This is a genomic window from Tessaracoccus yangjingae (assembly GCF_055326235.1).
Map to the genome: position 1 here is coordinate 17853 of NZ_JBUZNN010000006.1, position 18584 is coordinate 36436.

At 64.6% G+C, this 18584-nt stretch carries 10 protein-coding genes; 3 read left to right on the top strand and 7 right to left on the bottom strand.

The features are described 5' to 3' along the window. Positions 1-168: 168 nt before the first annotated feature. The gene (locus ACZK5D_RS09915; protein ID WP_463665178.1) at positions 169-891 is read right to left on the bottom strand and encodes a nuclease-related domain-containing protein; all 723 of its coding nucleotides are present in this window, start codon (positions 889-891) and stop codon (positions 169-171) included. 924 nt (positions 892-1815) lie between these two features. On the opposite strand from ACZK5D_RS09915, the gene ACZK5D_RS09920 reads away from it, so the two are divergent. Continuing rightward, positions 1816-3207, top strand: a complete 1392-nt coding sequence (locus ACZK5D_RS09920; protein ID WP_463665179.1) for an ISNCY family transposase — start codon at positions 1816-1818, stop codon at positions 3205-3207. Positions 3208-3316: 109 nt separating this feature from the next. On the opposite strand, the gene ACZK5D_RS09925 is transcribed toward ACZK5D_RS09920, so the two are convergent. Beyond that, positions 3317-3460, bottom strand: a complete 144-nt coding sequence (locus ACZK5D_RS09925; RefSeq protein ID WP_463665180.1) for a hypothetical protein — start codon at positions 3458-3460, stop codon at positions 3317-3319. Between the two features lie 95 nt (positions 3461-3555). Next, a complete protein-coding gene (locus ACZK5D_RS09930) occupies positions 3556-3747 on the bottom strand; it encodes a hypothetical protein (RefSeq protein WP_463665181.1) in 192 nt (63 codons plus the stop codon). Between ACZK5D_RS09930 and ACZK5D_RS09935 the strand changes: the two genes are divergently transcribed. Beyond that, positions 3736-3963 (top strand): hypothetical protein, encoded by a 228-nt coding sequence (locus ACZK5D_RS09935; RefSeq protein WP_463665182.1) that lies wholly within the window; start codon positions 3736-3738, stop codon positions 3961-3963. The two genes, ACZK5D_RS09930 and ACZK5D_RS09935, sit on opposite strands and share 12 nt — an antisense overlap. 17 nt (positions 3964-3980) lie before the next feature. Here ACZK5D_RS09935 and ACZK5D_RS09940 read toward each other — a convergent pair whose 3' ends face one another. Beyond that, positions 3981-5057: a hypothetical protein gene (locus ACZK5D_RS09940; RefSeq protein ID WP_463665183.1), complete on the bottom strand. Its 1077-nt coding sequence runs from the start codon at positions 5055-5057 to the stop codon at positions 3981-3983. A 219-nt stretch (positions 5058-5276) separates the two neighbouring features. Between ACZK5D_RS09940 and ACZK5D_RS09945 the strand changes: the two genes are divergently transcribed. Further along, the gene (locus tag ACZK5D_RS09945) at positions 5277-8645 is read left to right on the top strand and encodes an NACHT domain-containing protein (protein ID WP_463665184.1); all 3369 of its coding nucleotides are present in this window, start codon (positions 5277-5279) and stop codon (positions 8643-8645) included. Between the two features lie 80 nt (positions 8646-8725). On the opposite strand, the gene ACZK5D_RS09950 is transcribed toward ACZK5D_RS09945, so the two are convergent. The 3 genes from ACZK5D_RS09950 to ACZK5D_RS09960 form a co-directional block, all read right to left on the bottom strand. Then, positions 8726-12097 (bottom strand): Swt1 family HEPN domain-containing protein, encoded by a 3372-nt coding sequence (locus tag ACZK5D_RS09950; protein ID WP_463665185.1) that lies wholly within the window; start codon positions 12095-12097, stop codon positions 8726-8728. Between the two features lie 87 nt (positions 12098-12184). Further along, positions 12185-14953, bottom strand: coding sequence for a DUF1156 domain-containing protein (locus ACZK5D_RS09955; RefSeq protein ID WP_463665186.1), 2769 nt, complete (start codon positions 14951-14953; stop codon positions 12185-12187). Positions 14954-15083: 130 nt separating this feature from the next. Further along, positions 15084-18491, bottom strand: a complete 3408-nt coding sequence (locus ACZK5D_RS09960) for a helicase-related protein (protein WP_463665187.1) — start codon at positions 18489-18491, stop codon at positions 15084-15086. Positions 18492-18584 lie beyond the last annotated feature (93 nt).

Below are 18584 nucleotides of genomic sequence, written 5' to 3' on the forward strand. Positions count from 1 at the left end.
CCCACAGCTGGTCCGACAGTGCAAGAGGTGTGTTCGACTTCGAGGGCAGGGGTACCGGGCCACGCGCAGGACTGGTACGGGAGCGTCGGATGCTCGTCGTAGGAGGGGGAAGGACGGGGCTGCTACTGCGGTCTGCTGGACGATCAAGCCGCGGGGAGCAGTTGCGGTCTAGTGCTCGCCCTGAGGTTGGGCGAGCCAGGTGGTGCTGAGGCGGGCGGCTTCGTACACCAACGCGATCAGTTCCGGGCCGAGGACCTGGGGGCGGGATCGCAGGTACTGGGTGAGTCGGACGCGGTTGATGACGTGGACATCGGCAGGCTGGTTCTTCACGGTGAAGGCGTTCGCGTCGACTGGGACGACGATGCCTTGCACGTTGACGGGCGTGGCGGTGGCGAGGGTCAGCAGCCGGGACGCCTTGCGTGCCTCGTGACGGCTGTTGCGCACGTAGGGCTGTCGGTTGCCGTTGACCATCAGGGTGTCGCCCCCGACCCAGATCCTGGCTCCGCGGTGGTACTTGGCGTTGACCGTGAACACCCCGCCGGGGCCGACGACCAGGGCGTCGATGTCGACGTCCTCGCTGACAGGGATCGAGTTGATGAGTCTCCAGCGCGGATCGGAGCGGATGAGGCGTGACACCTGCTCGGCGACCAGGAGTTCGCCGATCTCGCCCCGTTCCCAGGTCGAGTAGGCGTTCTTGCCGAGCCAGAATCGTCGCCACAGTGTGGGGCGTTCACCAGCTTCACGGGCTGCCGCGACCTTGTCGGCCAACTGCTCCCCTGGACGGTTGCTCGCAAGGTCGGTGACCGGCGGGCCCTGAAGCGCCGCGGACGAGTCGGCCTCCTCATCGGCACGCGCTGACCACGAGGACTGGGCCAGGGCAGGTGCCGGCACGGGCGCCAGAAAGCCGGAGCCCCTCGAAAGATCCGCGTTCGGCTCGGGGGGCCGTCGACCCTCGTGGGGTTCCGCGGGGCTCTGGGCCACGGACCACGCAGCCACCGCTTCACGGAGAATGGGTTCGGTCTCGGCGGTGGCTGGATGCGCGACGTCCGTGTGAAGATCCCACCAGCCCAGGTCATGGCCCCCGGCATCCCTCACGTACAGCCTGTCCTTGCCAAACCGGCGCCACCGCGTCACCTGCACACTCGACACCCTAGCGACTCGCCCTGGTTCTCCCGCAGGTGGCGACGCGCCGATCAGTGAGCGGCCGCAGTGCGCCGCCAAGCTTGGATCGCCTCCGAGGCTGCGTGCGTATGCATTCGTTCTGGCCCACGGTGAGCGCAGGCCACTGCCAAAGGCCGCCGAAGGCCGGCGACGGGTCGATCTGACAGAAGCGACTTGCTGTGGTCGACGACCTGGTTGAGCTCTTGGCTCCCGACAGGCGGGCCCCGCTGCACCAGCAAACTCGGCCAGTGGGTCGGCACCGCATCCGATGGCCAGCACGTCACGGCCGGGTCTGTCAAACGAAAGGAAGCCCTCAACGCTTTCGACATCCGATTCGACGGCCGCCTCAGCAGCCCCAGACCAGCATGACAACACAACCCAGTTACACCTTTCGTTTGACAGACCCAAGAGGTGTGTCGGACTCGGGGGCCGGGCGGATCCCTGGGATCGGCGATGGCGGGCGCGCGACGGGACGATCCTGAGGGGCGACGCTGTGAACCAGCGAGCAAGTCTCAGAGTGCGGGTGATCAGCAGCCGAGGGCCGCGCTACTAGCTACTTCGACCTGAAAAAGTCCAAAGAGTGTCAGTGCTGAATTAGGGTCTGACTAGGTGAGATGATGGTCTCGTCTTCTGGGGAGAAGGAACGAGACCATCGTGTTACGCACTGTAGGCGATCAGCCGTCGTTGTGGGAGTCTCTGCTGCCGGCCGAACTGCTGGTGTTACCGGTCGAGCTGGCTCGGGTGGATGCCTTGTTGGATGATCCGGTGTTCTTCACCCCGTTCGTCGGGTTCTTCGACGAGCGACTGGGGAGGCCGTCGATCCCGCTGGAGACCTACCTGCGGATGATGTTCTTGAAGTTCCGCTACCAGCTCAGCTTCGAATCCGTGTGCCGTGAGGTGGCCGACTCGATCTCCTGGCAGCGGTTCTGCCGGATCAGTTTCGGCTCCCGGGTACCGCATCCGACCACCTTGATGAAGATCACCACCCGCTGCGGCGACGCGGCGGTGTCGGGGTTGAATCAGGCGCTGCTGGCCAAGGCCGTCGACGCGAAGCTGGTCAAGACCGACAAGGTCCGCGCGGACACCAGGGTGGTCGAGGCCGACGTGTCCTACCCCACCGATTCGGGTCTGTTGGCCAAGGGCGTGACCCGGATCGCGGCCACGATCGCCAGGGTCAAGGCCGCCGGTGGCGCGACCCGCACCCAGGCAAAGGATCGGGGTCGGGCCGCGGGACGCCGGGTCCGCGCGATCGCCGCGAAGCTGAAACTGCGTGGCGCCGAGCAGCGCGGGCAAGCCCAGACCGCGTTGCGGCGGATCACCGGCGAACTGGCAGGCCTGGCCGAGCAGGCCATCGCCGAGGCCCAAGCAGTGGTCCGTAACGGTCGCCGCGCCGCGAAGAAGGCATCCGGGCAGGCCAAGGGCCGGTTGAAGCGGGCGGTCAAGGACCTCGACATCCTGCTCCAGCGCACCGCCCGGGTCGTCGCGCAGACCAGGATCCGGATCGCCGGCGACACCCCCGACAGCGCGACCCGGCTGGTCAGCCTGCACGATCCCGACGCCCGACCCATCGCGAAAGGCCGGCTCGGGAAACCAGTCGAGTTCGGCTACAAAGCCCAGGTCGTCGACAACGTCGACGGGATCATCCTCGACCACAGCGTCGAGATCGGGAACCCCGCCGACGGCCCCCAGCTGGCGCCCGCCATCGACCGCATCACACGCCTCACCCGGAAGACACCCCGGGCGGTCACCGCTGACCGCGGCTACGGAGACGCAGCCGTCCAGCAAGGCCTCGAGGACCTCGGCGTCAGCTACGTCGCGATCCCACGCAAAGGCAAACCCAGCCAGGCCCGCCGCCAGATCGAGCACCGCCGCGCGTTCCAAGAGAAAGTGAAATGGCGCACCGGCTCCGAAGGCCGGATCAGCCACCTGAAACGCAACTACGGATGGAACCGCACCCGACTGGTCACCATCGAAGGCGCCCGAACCTGGTGCGGACACGGCGTCTTCGCCCACAACCTGGTCAAGATCTCCAAAATGGCCGCCTGACAAGCCCCGGGGACCACCCTGATCTCATCCGATCCGAAACGCCTTGGCGGAACTTCAGGTACCCGCTCTCACCGGATCCCGCCCAACCGACTTCTTCAGGTCGAAGTAGCTAGAGAGGCAGCATCGGCTGGTCGCCACTGGCCTCCAGCGGAGTCAGCTCGGGCTGGTCGATCGTGTCGGTGATGAGGGCGCCGAATGCCTTGAGGGAGAGTTCACTCGCTGCAACGGGTGGCACGCCGACTGTGAACGTCACCCAGGCGGGCTACCGTGGAGAAGGCATGACCGAGCGCATCCGCAACACCGGCGACGAGCTGATCCTCTACGACGACCAGCACACGCTCCTGCGCGTCACCGGCCCCGCCCCGGCTGCTCGGCGCAGCACACGGCAGCGTCCACGTCCTGGCCGGCGGATCGCTCATCGTCGCCGGGATCATCCGCCAACGCCTCGTCATCGAGACCGGCGGAGCCTGCCACGCCTCCGGCTACATCCGCGCCGTCCCCAAGGTCGCGCCCGATGGCGTCCTCGAAGTGAGCGGACATCTGAACCCCGTCCGCTGGCCTCCGACCCACATCGACGGCACCATCCTGATCGCGGTCGGCGCGCGCTACAGCGAACACATCGTCACGCCGGACGGCCAGCTCGCCTCATACGGCTCGACCGCTCCCGAGCGGATGACCGACAGCACACCACGGTTCCGCATCACCCGCAGCGGCCCGACCCCGACCCTCGAAGGCCCGGTCGAGCCGCCCGGCTAGAACCGATTCTGCGGTGGTTACGGCGAGTACGGCACGACGGCGTTCAAGCGCCGCGCGCGACGGATGAGGTACGCCGAACTCGCGAAAATTCCTTCCCCTTGCTCCCTCTCCACCACTCCGTGCCAGGTTCCTGCCGTTCTCTCATCAATCCAGTCCTCATCCCAGCCACCGCTGGGTACAGGAGTCGTCCACGTCGCGATATCACTACGGCTTTCGAGTACGGCGCCCTGGACCACGTGAGGAATGTCCTCGGTGCGGTCGACCGTATTCGCCAGCACATCGCCCGCAACGTACGGGTATCCGGCCGCTACATCACGGCCAAGCTGCTCCACGGTCTCGACGAACGGAGCATAAGAGAGTCCTCCTACAAACGTGTGGCCAATGACGTGCCGAGTCTCGTCCGCAGTGAGCTGACCACAGATCACTCGCACGTCGCCGTTGGGTCTGCGCTCGTCCAGCCATGCACGCGCGGCTGGCTCGTCGGCAGGTTCCTCGGGGTGGAGCCGATCGCCCACGCCGGGTTGGCTCATCAGCGGGAATCCGGTCCATTCGCCCCGCTGGTCCCGATGAGGGATATCGGGAGCGACATCGGCAAAGAAGCTCAGTGTGTCGAGCATCGTGTCGGTGACGTTCGTACCCAGCAACAGCGCGTCGTAGTCCGCCTTGAGCTGTTGCGTGCTCGGGCGCAGTTGGGCATGGACCGCGGCAGGTACCTCGTCCCAGAACGTGTAGATCCGTAGGCCGAGAACGCCTCCGATGAGCACGTGCTCGTCCCGGGGTCGGATCACGTGGGCGAGGTGCTGAGCAACGTTTCGCACGTATTTCACACCTCGGATGACGCCCGTGCTGGGGTGGCTACCTGAACTCGTGATGCTCCCGTACGTCGCAGAGTCACCCACGCTGTTCGTAAGAAGGTCATTGACTGTCTGTGCGGCGACGAGGAACCTGCGCACGGGCGTGCCGAGATCGTCGATGCTGTTGTTTCGGGCGGTCTGCCCGTAATAGTCAGCGGTGGCAGTCTGTGCGTCACGCATGGCTGCTTGGAGGGCCGGGAGCTCGTCGGACGCAATGGCCATGTGCGTGGGCAGGGTCACGAGGTCTCCTCTTGTCAGCACCACGGTATCGAGCGATCGCTCCACGCGCGCCAGCCCGCGCAGACCCGTTGCAGCTGACGGAGAAGGATCTACCACAGGTCTGAGCACTCGCGCGTCCTCCACGCTTGCGTCGGTGGCGACGGGTTGAATAGACCCGACTGGAGAAGGTCCCCGACGGCAGTGACGACACGATCGGGAGGAGCAGAGGAGAGATAGCCCATGCCCGAGAGTCGACACCGCTATCTCTACGAGCGCCTCGGCGACCACGACTTCCAGCAGCTCGTCAGCGCTCTGCTTGCGAACCAGTTCCCTGACTACATCCCGATGGCACTCCGTCAGGCTGATGGCGGCCGCGACGGTCTGCGCAAGGTCGACGCCTCGAAGGTGCTCATCTACCAGGTCAAGTGGTCGGTCAGCGGCAAGCAGAAAGACCCCGTTACCTGGCTCGATCAGGTCGTCAAGAACGAGGAAGCCAGTCTGAAGCGTCTGGCCGCGCAGGGAGTCCGCCACTACACGCTGGTCACCAACGTGGGCAGCACGGCCAAGGACGACTCGGGCACTTTCGACCGGCTGGACAAGGAGCTCCAGGCGTATGCGAAGGACTTCGGCTACGAGCAGATGACCTGCATCTGGCGTGAGGCTCTGAACCCGTGGGTCGACAACGCCCCGACCGAGACGAAGTGGGCCTACGCCGAGATGCTCGCAGGGTGGGACTTGGTCAGATACCTCGTTGCCGAGCACGTCGGTGCAGGCAAAGACAAGGCTCATCGTGATCTGATCCGCAAGGTCGCCGCGGCCCAGTGGGAGGACGACAAGCGCGTCAAGTTCAGCCAGTCCGATGTCGACCGAGAGAAGGTCGTTGACCTCTTCGTTGATGTCACGGCCGATCGCGTCCACACCGTGGCCAGCAAAGCACTGCAAGCACAACCACCGACCACCTTGGGCGGTGCCGCTGCCTACCTGTTGCGTGCATCGGCGCCCTTCACCCTCGTGCGGGGCGCGCCCGGGCAGGGCAAGTCGACTCTCAGCCAGTACGTGTGCCAGGTCCATCGCAGCTCGTTCATCCCCGAGAACGACAGACCCAACTCACTACCCGAGCTGGATCAGCCACGGTTCCCCATCAGGCTGGACCTGAGCGACTACGCGCTCTGGCTCGGTGGCAACGACGTGTGGGACCACACCGAGGACCGTAAGCAACGCAGGACCCCGGCGCGCAAGGGGGAGCAGGCCACCGTCGAGTGCTTCCTCGCGGACCTGATGACACACGAGAGCGGTGGCATCACCACCAGTGCGAAGACCGTGCAGGAAATCTTCGAACGAGTGCCCAGCCTCATCGTGCTCGACGGACTCGATGAGGTCGGCAGCGCCGCGATACGAGGCAGGATCGTCAAAGAGATCGACAAGTTCGTCGGTCGTGGAAGGGCCTACACCGACCCGCCCAAGGTTGTCGTCACGACGCGCCCCAGCGCCGGCGAGCTTCCCGAGCCGTCGCCCAGCCTGTTCGAGGTCGTGACCCTCAACCAACTCACCATCGAGCAGCGAGACTTTTACCTGCGCAAGTGGTGCACGGTCCGCGCGATCAAGGGCAAAGACGGTCGCGCCCTGCGCAAGAGCTTCAAGGAGAAGAGCCGCGAGCCCTACATCAACGAACTCGCCGGCAATCCGATGCAGCTGACGATCCTGCTCGATCTCCTCCATCAGCAAGGAGCAGCGACTCCGACTCAACGAACCGACCTCTACGACAAGTACGTCGAGCTTCTCCTGGCCCGCGAGGCAAACAAGCACCCCAAAGCGGTTCGTGACCACAAGGAAGAACTTCTTGAGATCATCCCGTTCCTCGGTTGGTACCTCCACGCGCACACCGAGGAATCGCAGATCAACGGCCGCATGAGCGTGGATGAGCTCAAAGAGGCGATGCGGCACTTCCAGCGCACCTACGGCAACCGCGAGTCGATCGTCGACCAGCTCTTCGAGGGCGCCAGCGACCGCCTGTGGGCGCTGACCAGCAAAGTCGACGGAACCTACGAGTTCGAGGTCCTCTCCCTGCGAGAGTATTTCGCCGCCCGATTCCTGTACCACAACTCGGGCGAGGACAACGCAGACTTCGACAGCACGACCGTGCTGCGCGAACTGCTCCGTCGGCCGTACTGGCTCAACACGGCAAGGTTCTACGGCGGCAACGCGAAGGGCAACGGCATCTACCCCTTGACCGCCGGGATCGAGCGAGAGCTGTCGCAGAGCACCTCGCCCGCCTCCTACCTCGCAGCATGGGCGCTGCTCACCGACGGCGTGTTTCTGCGCCGCCCCCGTGAGGCACGCAAGATACTCGCAGCACTCTGCTCCGACGTCGGGATCACGATCCTGCTCTCGGCACTCGACCGTCGCGACATCATCGCGTTGCCCGAAGTGCCCGACCTCCCAGACGAGGACGGCCCTGACCCAACCTGGATCCGGCTCACCACTCTGATCTGCAAGGACCCAACCGACAGCGGCAACACTCACCGGGTACGCGCGCTGCGTGAGCTGTTGAACCAACGCAGCCAGTTCGGCACATGGTGGACCGCGCAGCTCACCGCAGCCATCGGCACGCCGCAGCAGAACGCATGGCTCAAGATCGGTGCCCAGTGCGAGGCCGGTGCCGGCGTCGCTGCGTCGTTTGAGCACATCGACCTCGCCGAAGGTGCCGCCGAGTTGTTCCTCAGCGCCGGGCTCATCCCTCCGTCCGGAAGCTCACTCGAAGCGGCACTTCTCGACGCAGTCTTGGAAGGCGAGTGCCCCTGTGTGACGTCAACGCGATCCATGCCGGCACAGGTCGCGGTGGCACTGTCTCCGGGCGACTTCCTCACGAGTTCCATGACCGGCTTCACCGGCGGTGATGAGCAGACGAAACGGCGTCGAAACGAAGCGATCAACCAGCTCCGGCGGGCAGGCTCTGAGTACACCCAGATTGCCCAGCAGCGAGCCTTCAGAACGGGCCAGAAGGGCAGTACCTTCCCCTGGGCTGAGACGGCCGCAGCACTACACGCCCACGTCGGACGTCGCTGGCTCGTGTCCGAGATTGCGATCATCGGGGCCTCGTCGCCTTTCCTGCCCGCGTCAACGAAGAAGCCCGGCTCAACGCCGTTCGGAACCACGAGTCACCCGTCCGAGCTCCTCGCCCAAGCCCGCGCCAACAGCGGCACCGCCCAATGGTGGCGGGAACAGCTCGATGCTCTCGAAGACGATCTGGCCAAAGCCGAGTGGGCGCTCGCTCTATGGTGCGTCGCCTCCGAGCCCATCGTGACTGAACTGTTGCCCACGCTGGAGTCGGTGCTCAGCCAACTCCCCACGGCGCGCCGGAGCAGGGTCCTTCAAGCCGCCGAGCGGATCGCTCGTTACGGCTGGCTGAACAACCGACCAGTCACAGCGGCCACGGACGATCCAGAACTGGCCGCTCTGAACCAACTCCGTACCTCGGCATCGTCAGCGACCGTGCGCGACGGTGTAGTGCCCGCGTCACGTGACGGTTTGGAGTCTGCGCCCTCGCTGCTCAGCGTCGCCCGGGAAGGGAAGTGGCTGAAGGTCGACGCGAGGCCCACCTACCGATAGAAGGTGAGGTTGGATCATGACAGTGGCACAGCGTGACGTCTCTGGGGAACGCACGCTTCCGACCGTTCTGCGGTCTGAGCCTAGGACTCCTCGAATCCAGATTGGTCGAACTTCAGCGTTCGGGCATTCTCGGAGACTGTTCGCATGCGTCCGTCATCGAAGCCGCCGGTGTCTGTGGCTTCGATTTCGAGGCGGATCGTGAGTCGGGCGTTGGGGTCGGATTTGAGGTGGGCGATGACTTCGTCGGCGATGTTGCGGAAGTCGGCGGCGATCCGGTCGCTGTTGAGTGTCTTGACGCCGAAGAACCGGGTGTAGACGAGGTCGACGTGGGTCGGTGGTGGGGGAACGGGATCGCCCGGCCGAGGAACCGGACGCGCTGGCGAGGTGTCTGTGGGTTGTCCTGAGTCGGGTGAGGGGGCTGGGGGTGTCTTCTCGCGTTCCCTTTGGATGGCGGCGATTTCGGGGCGCACGATGAGTAGCGAGTCTGTTGGAGCGGGGGGTAGCCCGCCGTCGTCGGCGGTCCAGAGTCCGATGTAGCGGTCGGTTGTGTCGTCGTGGCCTGTGGCGAGTGCGAAGGCGTCGGTCTGCCACAGCATGGGCATGTCGATCATTCCGTCGGTGAGGACTCGACGGTCGCGCAGGCGTGGCATGTACGGGTATCGGGAATAGAGGTCCCAGAGTGCGCCGAGGGTGACGTGGCCGTCCTGCCAGATCTGGGGAATCCGTCCGATAGCGAGCCGGATGTTGGCCGCGGACTGGCGGACGAACAGCGTTCCGTCGTTGCCGAGCCGGCGCGACACTCGTTCAGCGAGAGAGTCGGACTGTCCTTCGACCTTGGTTTCGCGGATGAGGAAGGGCGCTGCTGGATCGGGCTGGTCGGGGACCAGGGCCCAGGTGAAGGTCTGCAGCAGCCGTGCTGTGACTGTCTGGTCGGCCTGGCCGCGGCGCTGGATGGCCTGGTTGCGCTGGTTCTGGGTGAGGTCGAGGTCGGCCTCGTTCTGCAGGACGTGTGTCCACCCGAGGTAGTCACGGGTGGCGGTGTCGAGTTCCTGAAGTCGGGCCTCGTCGGCGGCGAGGAACACGATGGTGTTGCGGTGGGTGCGGTTCGAGGTGCCGCGGTGGGCCGTGGCCTGCTCGGCGAACTCCTTCGCGGCTGATTCGGTTCCGCGTTTGTGGGCGACCTTGGGGTGGAGGATGACCAGTCGGGCTTCGTCGGTGTCGGGGATGTCGGCGTGGCCTTCGGGGCAGACGTGGACACCGGCGAAGTCGCCGCGGGTCTTGGCCTGGGCGGCGAGTCGGGTGACGATCTCCTTCCAGACGTCTTCCTTGTGGAGCCGTTCTGCCTGATCTCTTGCGGTGCGGGTGATGTTGGGGCGCAGGTCGTACCAGTAGCGGCCACTGCCGGAGTAGAAATAGGTGGCCCGGTCCCCGAGCTGGGACAGCGCGGAATGGAAGTTCCCGAGCACGTCGCCGGGGATCGCGGTGCCGAGGAACACCCGCTGGGTGCTGATCCCCTTGTGAGGAGACCCAGGCGCGATCGTGGGCGCGGAACCGAAGAACACCGTGCGGGCGAGGCGCTTGGTCAAAGCGCGTTGCCCGAACAAGGGGCGCTCCGTGTCGATCTTGACGGGTTCGGAGTTCGGACCGTCGACATCAGCATCGATGATCGTCTTCCACGAGTCCTGCAGGTACTGGGTGAGCTCGGAGTTCACCTGCGACGTGGCCAACGGGATCGCCCCAGGCATGATAAGCGGGGAGGCGTCCTCGCCCTTCCAGAGAGCGTGAACGACGGTGCTCATCAATCGGAGGACGCCGCGTGTGCGTTGGAATCGTTCGAGGGAGGACCATTCCTCGTAGAGGGTGTCGAACAGCTCGGGGTGGATGGGGTAGGTGCGGCGGATCCGTTCCTCGTAGGCCGTGTCTCGTGCCTGGCGGGGAAACTCGTCGGAGTACTTGATGTACATGTCGTAGTAGGCCCGGGCGGTCGCGCCGATCGCGGCCAGAGCGGCGGCGTCGGGCTGCTTGAACAGCCGCTGCTTGACGATGTGGTAGGCCTCATCGGAGGAGGCGGGGCGCCACTGGTCCGCGACGCGGCGCACCACGTTCTGCAGGCGTTTGAGGGCTTCGAGGCCGTTGGCGCCGCCGACCTCTTCCGCGCTGCCTGCCACGATCGCGGAGTCGTCGCCGCTTTCGGAGGCGGGGATCGAGATCGCGAGGAGGATGCCGGGTGTGCCCTTGGCCGCTTCGGTGAGGGACTGGGCGAACGTGAACTGATCGTCGAAGGTACCGCCGGCCAGGTCGTCTCGACCGACGAGGGAGCGAGCGTAGGCCACCCATTCGTCGATGAGGACCACCGCAGGGCTGCACGCCTCGAGGAGCTGGTGGAGCGCCTTGCCGGGGTGGGTGCGGTTGATGTCGGCGGTCGCGACGATCGAGTAGCCGGCGTGTCCGCCGAGCTGCCAGCCGAGTTCACCCCAGATGGTGTTGATCCTGGTGCCGTCGTCCTTGACGACCCCCGAGGGGCTGAGGTGGTTGCCGACGATCGCGACCCGGTTGATGCGTTCGCCCTTGTAGCCGTTGCCGGCGAGGAGTTCCTGGGTCTCCTGTGGGAAGTCGCCCAGGGGGAGGCCGGCGGCGATGTGCCACAGCGACAGCATCGAGTGGGTCTTCCCGCCGCCGAAGTTGGTCTGCAGGTTGATCACCGGGGTCGCGTTCGCATCACCGGTGAGGCGGCGGACTGAGCGGCCGATGAGGTCGCGGAGGCCTTCTGTGAGGTAGGTGCGGCGGAAGAACTCGACAGGGTCGGCGTAGTCGGCGTCGCTCTCGTCACCGGAGGCCACCTTGTACAGGTCTGCGGCGAACTCGGATGCGTGGAAGTTACCGGTCGCCACGTCATCGTGCGGCTGAAGGACCTCCCGCCAGGGACGAATGCCGGCCGAGCCGGGAGTGTCGACGGCGGCCTTGAGCGTGCGCTTGTCATCCTTCTCGGCGGTCACCCGGCGCAGATTCATCCGGACTGCGCGGATCTCGCCGGCTTCGTCGTTGGCGCCGATGAGCTTCATCAGCCGCTCACCCGTGTCTAGGGCGCGGTAGGCATCGTCGTCAGTGAAGGCACCGTTGTGCGCCCAGGTGTTGCGAACCTCGCGCAGCTCACTGGCAAACGTCTCGCCGGCGCGGCCGAGGGCTTCGCGGAACGGATACCAGCCTGGCTTGAAGCTGTTGGTGATGCTGCCCTCGGTGAGCATGCGGAACTGGACCTGTGGATCAGACGGCTCATACGTCTGCGACGTTCCGCCGCCGTGTGACTTCTGATCCCGCAGTTGGACCAGCTTCGTCCAGGCGGCCCCCAACTCCTGATCGCCCTGCCCGATGACAGAGGCGATGAAGTCATCCAGCGGAGGCGCCATCAACTGGAGCATCTTGTCGATCCGGTCCCGGTTGCTCGGTGCCATGTCAGGCGAACTTCCTCTCGAATGCAGCGAAGTCAGATTTGTCGGGCTGGGGTGAGGACATCACCCTTCGGAATCGCAGGCTTTGCATCAGGTCTCCTCGTCGAAGTCGAACGCGCCCTGCTCGGCGGAGGGCCCTCTGCGACGACGAACGGCTTGGAGAATCTCCGGCCAGCTTGTCGCCAAGGTGTTGAACTTGAGGGCATCCTTGGTCCAACCTTCGCCCTCCGCAATGTGGAATAGGAGGTGTGTCAATTCCTTCACACGGTGGGGGGCTACCGCGCCGTCGGGACGGGATAGTGCAGCCTGGAGGAAGTCGCCCGCCGGGGCAATCCCGTCACGTTCGAGCAGTTGGATCAAGTGTTGGAGGGCCTCCCAGTCGCTTGTACGGCTGTCCTGGGCCACTTCGTAGCCCGCAGGGAGATCTTCAGGGCGGATCAAGCGCACTAGCCCCCCTCGCTTCGTCAAGATTCCCTCGCGTTCCATGCCATCTACGGAAGTGTTGCGCGCGCGTGCAAGATCGTCCGCATCCCCGAAAGGACCGGCCTCGTAGCCGTGGTAGCGATACCACTGAACGGCGAAGCGTGTGGGGGCATCGAAGTCCCCCTCCTGTTCGTTGAGAATCTCGTCGAGTACCTCATTGATCCGAACGAGGGCCGCTGCTACCGACATGGAGGTGCCATCTGCTTCTAGGACCGCGCTGAATCGACTGAAGACCTCAATTCCAGGCCCGATGGCCGCCTGCTGGATGTCGACGGGAGCAACGCCCGAGGCTTCGAGTTCACTTATTGCTCGCGTGAGTTGGAGGCGCAGACTGGACAGAAAAGTCTGGACAGCAACTCGTGATGCGTCAGCCGGTCTCGGCCGAAGTACTAGGACGCTTGAGGTTGACATCGAGTTCGCGCCGATCGCGACGCGTCTACTCACATTCTCCGTCCGGATTGGCCACGTCCGAACCACGCACCAGCCCTCATCCACGATGGCCTGGAGGATGGTAGACCACCGACTGTTCCCCTCTCCGAGATTCTCGGCCTGCTTGGATGCGTAATAGACGACTACCGGGAACTCAGATGCGCCCGCCTCTCGAAAATGGGCGAACACATCTCGGAATCCTGAGAGAAACTCAGTCGCGGCGGCCTCGCTGCTGCCCGATCTCTCAGGGTTAGCGACGAGTTCTTCGCTCTTTGGCACTAGGATGGTCTGAAATAGGTCCGGGAAGATATCTCCCAACATGCGACGTTGCCACACGTAGAAGAAATCTGACAGGTCGGAGTAGTCGATATTGTCGAAATAGGGTGGATCAGTGGCAACCACGAGGCCTTGGATCGGCGCGTTGCGCGCATCGGCCATAACTACCCGGTGCTGACCGTGCAATGCGGCCAATTTCAACGGTGAGACGATGTTGCGCAAACACGCGAGGAAGGACCCACTGTTTCCGTCACCGAGCACGTTGGCCTCCGACACGTCCCAGGCCATCCCCATCGCCTGACCTGAGTACATCTGCTGTGAGACCTCCCCTGTGGACTCCCATGAGCATTGATTGTTGGACCAGTTGGCCAGTCTGCTAACCGCGAGAGCCAGATAGACGGCGACCGCTTCGCTATATGCGACTGCTCCGTCTCCCCCCTCAAGGAGAGTTCTGCCTTCGGTTAGTCCAGAAGCCACTGCGTCGGCGTAGACTCGCTGGCGCGCCTCATGCACTAGGTCGCTGAAAGTGGTGACGGAGAGAAGTTGCCTATCTGTGAATAGGTCCGCAAAGTTTGCCATTCCGTATAGCGGGGGTGAGAACCAGCGCGCATTATTCGCAATCGTGCCCGAGATTGGGTCCGCGGGACGCGTGACCTGTGCGGCAAGCGCGTGCTCGGGTCTTGGCGAGAAGTACTCTCGCGACCTCCCGCCGTCTGCGGCAATCGCGGTTAGCACAAGACTCATGCGTCCGGCCATAGCCTCATCACGGACATGTGCGACTGGAATGGAGGTACCACAGCTCAGGCACACTGTTCCAGTGCGTCCAGACATGGTTCCGCGATCCAGTAGTTCATGGCGGTTCTGGCTGATGGAGAAGCTGAATCGACTGGTGCCATCACCGTCGGAGTCTGGGGCAATACTCGGGACGATCACAACTTCTTTGCCGCGCTTCTTGGAGAGCGTCCACTTGCTGACGAGTGGCACCTGGATCTCGCAGGCAGGGTTTGGGCACGCAATCTGGCGCGCCCAAACCCAAGCGAGGACTGTCCGGCCTTCGATCTTTGGGTAGTGTGAACCCAATCGAGCACGCGCCTCAGTCAGCATCCATTCGCCATAGGCCTCGACATCGGAGGCAAGGCCTGCACAGTCTCGACTGTCGGTGAGTTGTACGCCGCGCTTGCCTGGGTGGAGTGGTTCGCGGTTGAGAAACCTGCTCGGCACGTCGACGAGAGCACGGGACAGGGCAGCAGCCACTGGATTGAGATCGCTGGACGAGGTATTGATGCCCATCTGGGCGGCTGCGAGTATGAGCGAACCCCCGCCCACAAACGGGTCCGTGACCGTCACGTTTGGAAGCACAGTGCGGATCTCTGCGAGGAAGTGCTCAGTTGGGCGCACTACTTCCTCCCAATCCACCGCTCGCTCGATTAGCCGGTGCAGCCGCGATCGTTCGGCCTGAACTGCCGCTTCGGTCCGGAATGCAGCGGGATCCGACGAAGGGTCATCGATCAACTGGGCTAGAAGCATGGCGCGCGCGGCGGTCACGGGCTTCCGAGACCACCACTGATGCAAGTTCTGGGGCTTTCCTACCTTTCGATTTTTCTCTGCGAACGAAGCCCGATTGATTGCCTCTAGTGGCAACGCCACTTCGATTAGCTTGCGCTTGTGCACTGGCACCTCAACCTTCCGCGCCCGAGAACATGGGCATTCCCTCGCAGCGAGGTCGCTTTGCGAGGTGGACAAGAACCTACCAGCGAATCTGGCTGAGCCGCTCGGTCACGTGACCTGTTCTCTGTCGACATCAGAACGGCTCACTTCCCTTGACCCAGGTCTTGTGCCAGTCGCCTCTGATGCCGGTGGCGTCGAAGCTGCCGAGTTCGGTGGTGGCGAAGGGTGTGTCGAGGTAGCGGACCTGGTCGTGTTGGGGGCCGTCGGGGTGGACTCGGACGAGTGCGAGTCGGTAGTGGGGGGCGGCGTTCTTGCTGAGGACGACTTCGTTGTGGGTGATGAAGAAGTCGGGTGCGCCGTCGATGCGGGCTTTGACTTCGATGCGGATGGTGTTGCCGTCCGGGTCGGTGGAGAGGATGTCGAAGCCCTTGTTGTTGAAGGCCTGCTCGACGGGGCGCCGGCCGAGTTCGCGCTCGCGGGCCATGACGAGGTCGACGCCGCGTCGTTCGACCTGCTTGGTTTCCTTGGCATGCATGGGCGCTGTGGGCGGGATGTGGTCGGCGACCATGGCGATCGGCAGGATCAGCGCGGTCGCGGCCAGCCTCGGGGGTTTGGCGGACATCTGGAGTTGCCGCTCGATGACGGTGAGGCGTTCTTGGAGGCGGCGGTCGAGTTCGACGGCTTTGCGGTGGAGGCTGTCGGAGGATTCTTTGGGTTTGTCGCCGGCGCGTTCTTTCTCGGCGGCGACGGCGGCGTCGAGGAGGAGTCGTTCGCTTTCGCTGGTGAGGCGCTGGCTGACGAGTTGTCGGGTCTTGGTGAGTTCGGCGGTGCGGCGGGGGGTTGTTTCGGTGAGGTAGTTCGATGACTGGTCGGAGATGATCCAGCTGCGGGCTTGTTGTTCGGCGTCGGCGAGCCAGGGCAGCCGCCGGGCCTCGTGGACGGTCGGGGTGTCGGGGGCGGCGACACAGTCGAGGTAGGGGGCCGGGCCGGCGGGTTGGACGGTGCCGTCCGGGGTGACGAACATGTAGCGGAAGCGGCGTGCGACGGATGCTCCGGTGGCGTCGGTGACTTCTTCGACGACGCCGGCGAGCAGGGTGGGGGTGTCGATGGTGGCGGAGACGAGGACGGTGCCGGTGTTGAGGGCTGCCTGGTAGCGGCGGATGGTCTGGTCCATGACGATGTCGTGGAGGGCGTGTCCGGGGGCGAGGAGGTCGGCCCGGTGGTTGTCGCCGTCGACTCTGGCGAGGTCGAAGGTGACGCGGTCGTACTTGGTCGCGACGGGTGCCTTCGCTGCGGCGCGCAAGGGTTGGGGGACGTTGGTGATTTCGTAGCGGCCTTGCTCGCGGCGGACGATCCGGCCGCCGAGTTTGGTGAAGGCCTCTTTGAAGGCCATTTCGATGTAGTGGGGTTGGAGGCGGCGGGCGCGTGCTTCGTCCATGGCGGCGCGGAGTTGGTGGAGTTCCGCGTCGGCGAGGTGATCTGCGGCCAGGGCGCGTTCGTTCATGAGGTCGACGAGGCCGTCGCCGATGCTGGCGTCGATGACCTGGTGCATGCGGGCCTTGACGTCGGGGCGTTCGCCGTACTGGATGGCCTCCATGAGCAGGTTTCGAAGCGGGGTCTCGGTGAACGATTCACCGAGGACGTCGAAGACCTTCCCGCCGTAGGTTTCGCGCATCTGGTCGAGTTTGGCGAGGAGCCGGGTGAACACGGCTCCTTCGCGGGTGTTGTCGGCGACCAGGTTCCAGAGCCGGCAGACCTCGGTCTGGCCGATGCGGTGGACGCGGCCGAAGCGCTGTTCGATGCGGTTGGGGTTCCAGGGCAGGTCGTAGTTGACCATGAGGTGTGCGGCCTGCAGGTTGAGTCCTTCACCGGCGGCGTCGGTGGCGACGAGGATCTGGCAGTTGCGGTTCTTGGTGAATTCCTCGGTGATCCGACGCCGTTCGTCCCGGGCGACACCGCCGTGGATGGCCCTGACCGCGTCCGGCCGGCCGAGCAGCGAACCGATCCGGCCTATGAGGTAGTCGAGGGTGTCGCGGTGTTCGGTGAAGATGATCAGCTTGCGGGGCCAACCGTTCGCATCTGTGGTGAGGACGTGGTCTTGGAGGATCGTCGAGAGTTCTGACCATTTCCGGTCGGTCCCGGAGTCACGGACCCGGCGTGCGAGGGCCAGGAGGGTGTCGAGTTCGGCGAGTTCAGCGTCGAGTTCATGGATGGTGCGGGCGGCGGTGGCCTCGTCGAGCAGTTCCTCTTCCATGGCCTCCATTTCGTCGGCGCTGTAGTCGTCGGCGTCGACAGAGTCGAGGTCGATGGTGGCGGTGGGTTCGGTGTAGGTGCCGTCGAGGATGTCCTGCCGCTTGCGTTGGAGTCGGGTGATGCGGCGTTTGAGGCTTTGGTAGATGGCCTCGGGGCTGGAGGCGAGGCGCCGCTGCAGCACGGTGAGGGCGAAGCCGACGGTGTTCTTGCGTTTCCCGCCGAGTTTCTCGGCGCGGTTCATGCCCTCTCGGACGTAGTGGGTGACGTCCTCGTAGAGGGCGTTCTCCAGGTCGGTGAGGGTGTAGGGGACTGTTTCGGCGATCCGCTCGGGGAACAGCTTCTTCCCGTCGAAGGTGAGGAGGTCTTCTTTGACCATGCGGCGCATGATGCCGCTGGTGTCGACCGAGTGGCTGCGTTTGCCCTCGAACCGGTCCCGGTCCAGCAGGGTGAGGAAGAGTTGGAAGTCTTCTTCCTTGCCGGAGTGGGGGGTGGCGGTCATCAGGAGCAGGTGGCGGGTGATGCCGCCGAGCAGTTCGCCGAGTTGGAATCGTTGGGTCTTTTCCAGCTTGCCGCCGAAGTAGTGGGCACCCATCCGGTGGGCCTCGTCGACGATGATCAGGTCCCACTCGGTTTCGCGGAGCTGGTCTTGCAGCTGCGGGTTGCGTGAGAGTTGGTCCATCCGTGCGATGAGGAGGGGATGGGTTTCGAAGGGGCTGAGGTTGGGTTGGGCGTCGACGATTTGGGGGCTGAGGATGTCGAAGCGGAGCCCGAACTTGAGGAACAGTTCGTCCTGCCACTGACCTACCAGACCGCCCGGCGCAACGATGAGGCAGTGCTTGACGTCGTCGCGGAGCAGCAGTTCTTTGACGTAGAGGCCGGCCATGATGGTCTTGCCGGCGCCGGGATCGTCGGCGAGGAGGAACTTCAGCGGGGCGCGGGGCAGGAGTTCGCCGTAGACGGCGCGGATCTGATGGGGGAGGGGCTGCACGTCGCTGGTCGCGACCGCGAGCATCGGATCGAACAGGCCCGCCAGAGAGATCCGCTGGGCTTCGGCGGCCAGTTTGAAGTCCGTGGCGTTGGCGGTGAACGCTCTGGATCCCGACTCGGCTGGTCGCAGTCGGGGTTCGTCGGAGCGGAACAGTAGCTGCTGATCGAGGCTGCCGGACTCTGTGGTGAAGGTGAGTTCCACCGATCCTGTCCCGTGCCACTGCGCAGCGATGACCGTGATCACCTGGCCCGGGATCACCCCGTCGATCCGACTGCCGGCCTGGATCTGCTCAAGCTGCACTGCCCGCTACCCTTCTTCCCCTTTGTGGGTCTGATCATCGCTGACCCCACTGACAACGCCGAGGACGCTTCACTACTGTATCGGCAGGACAGG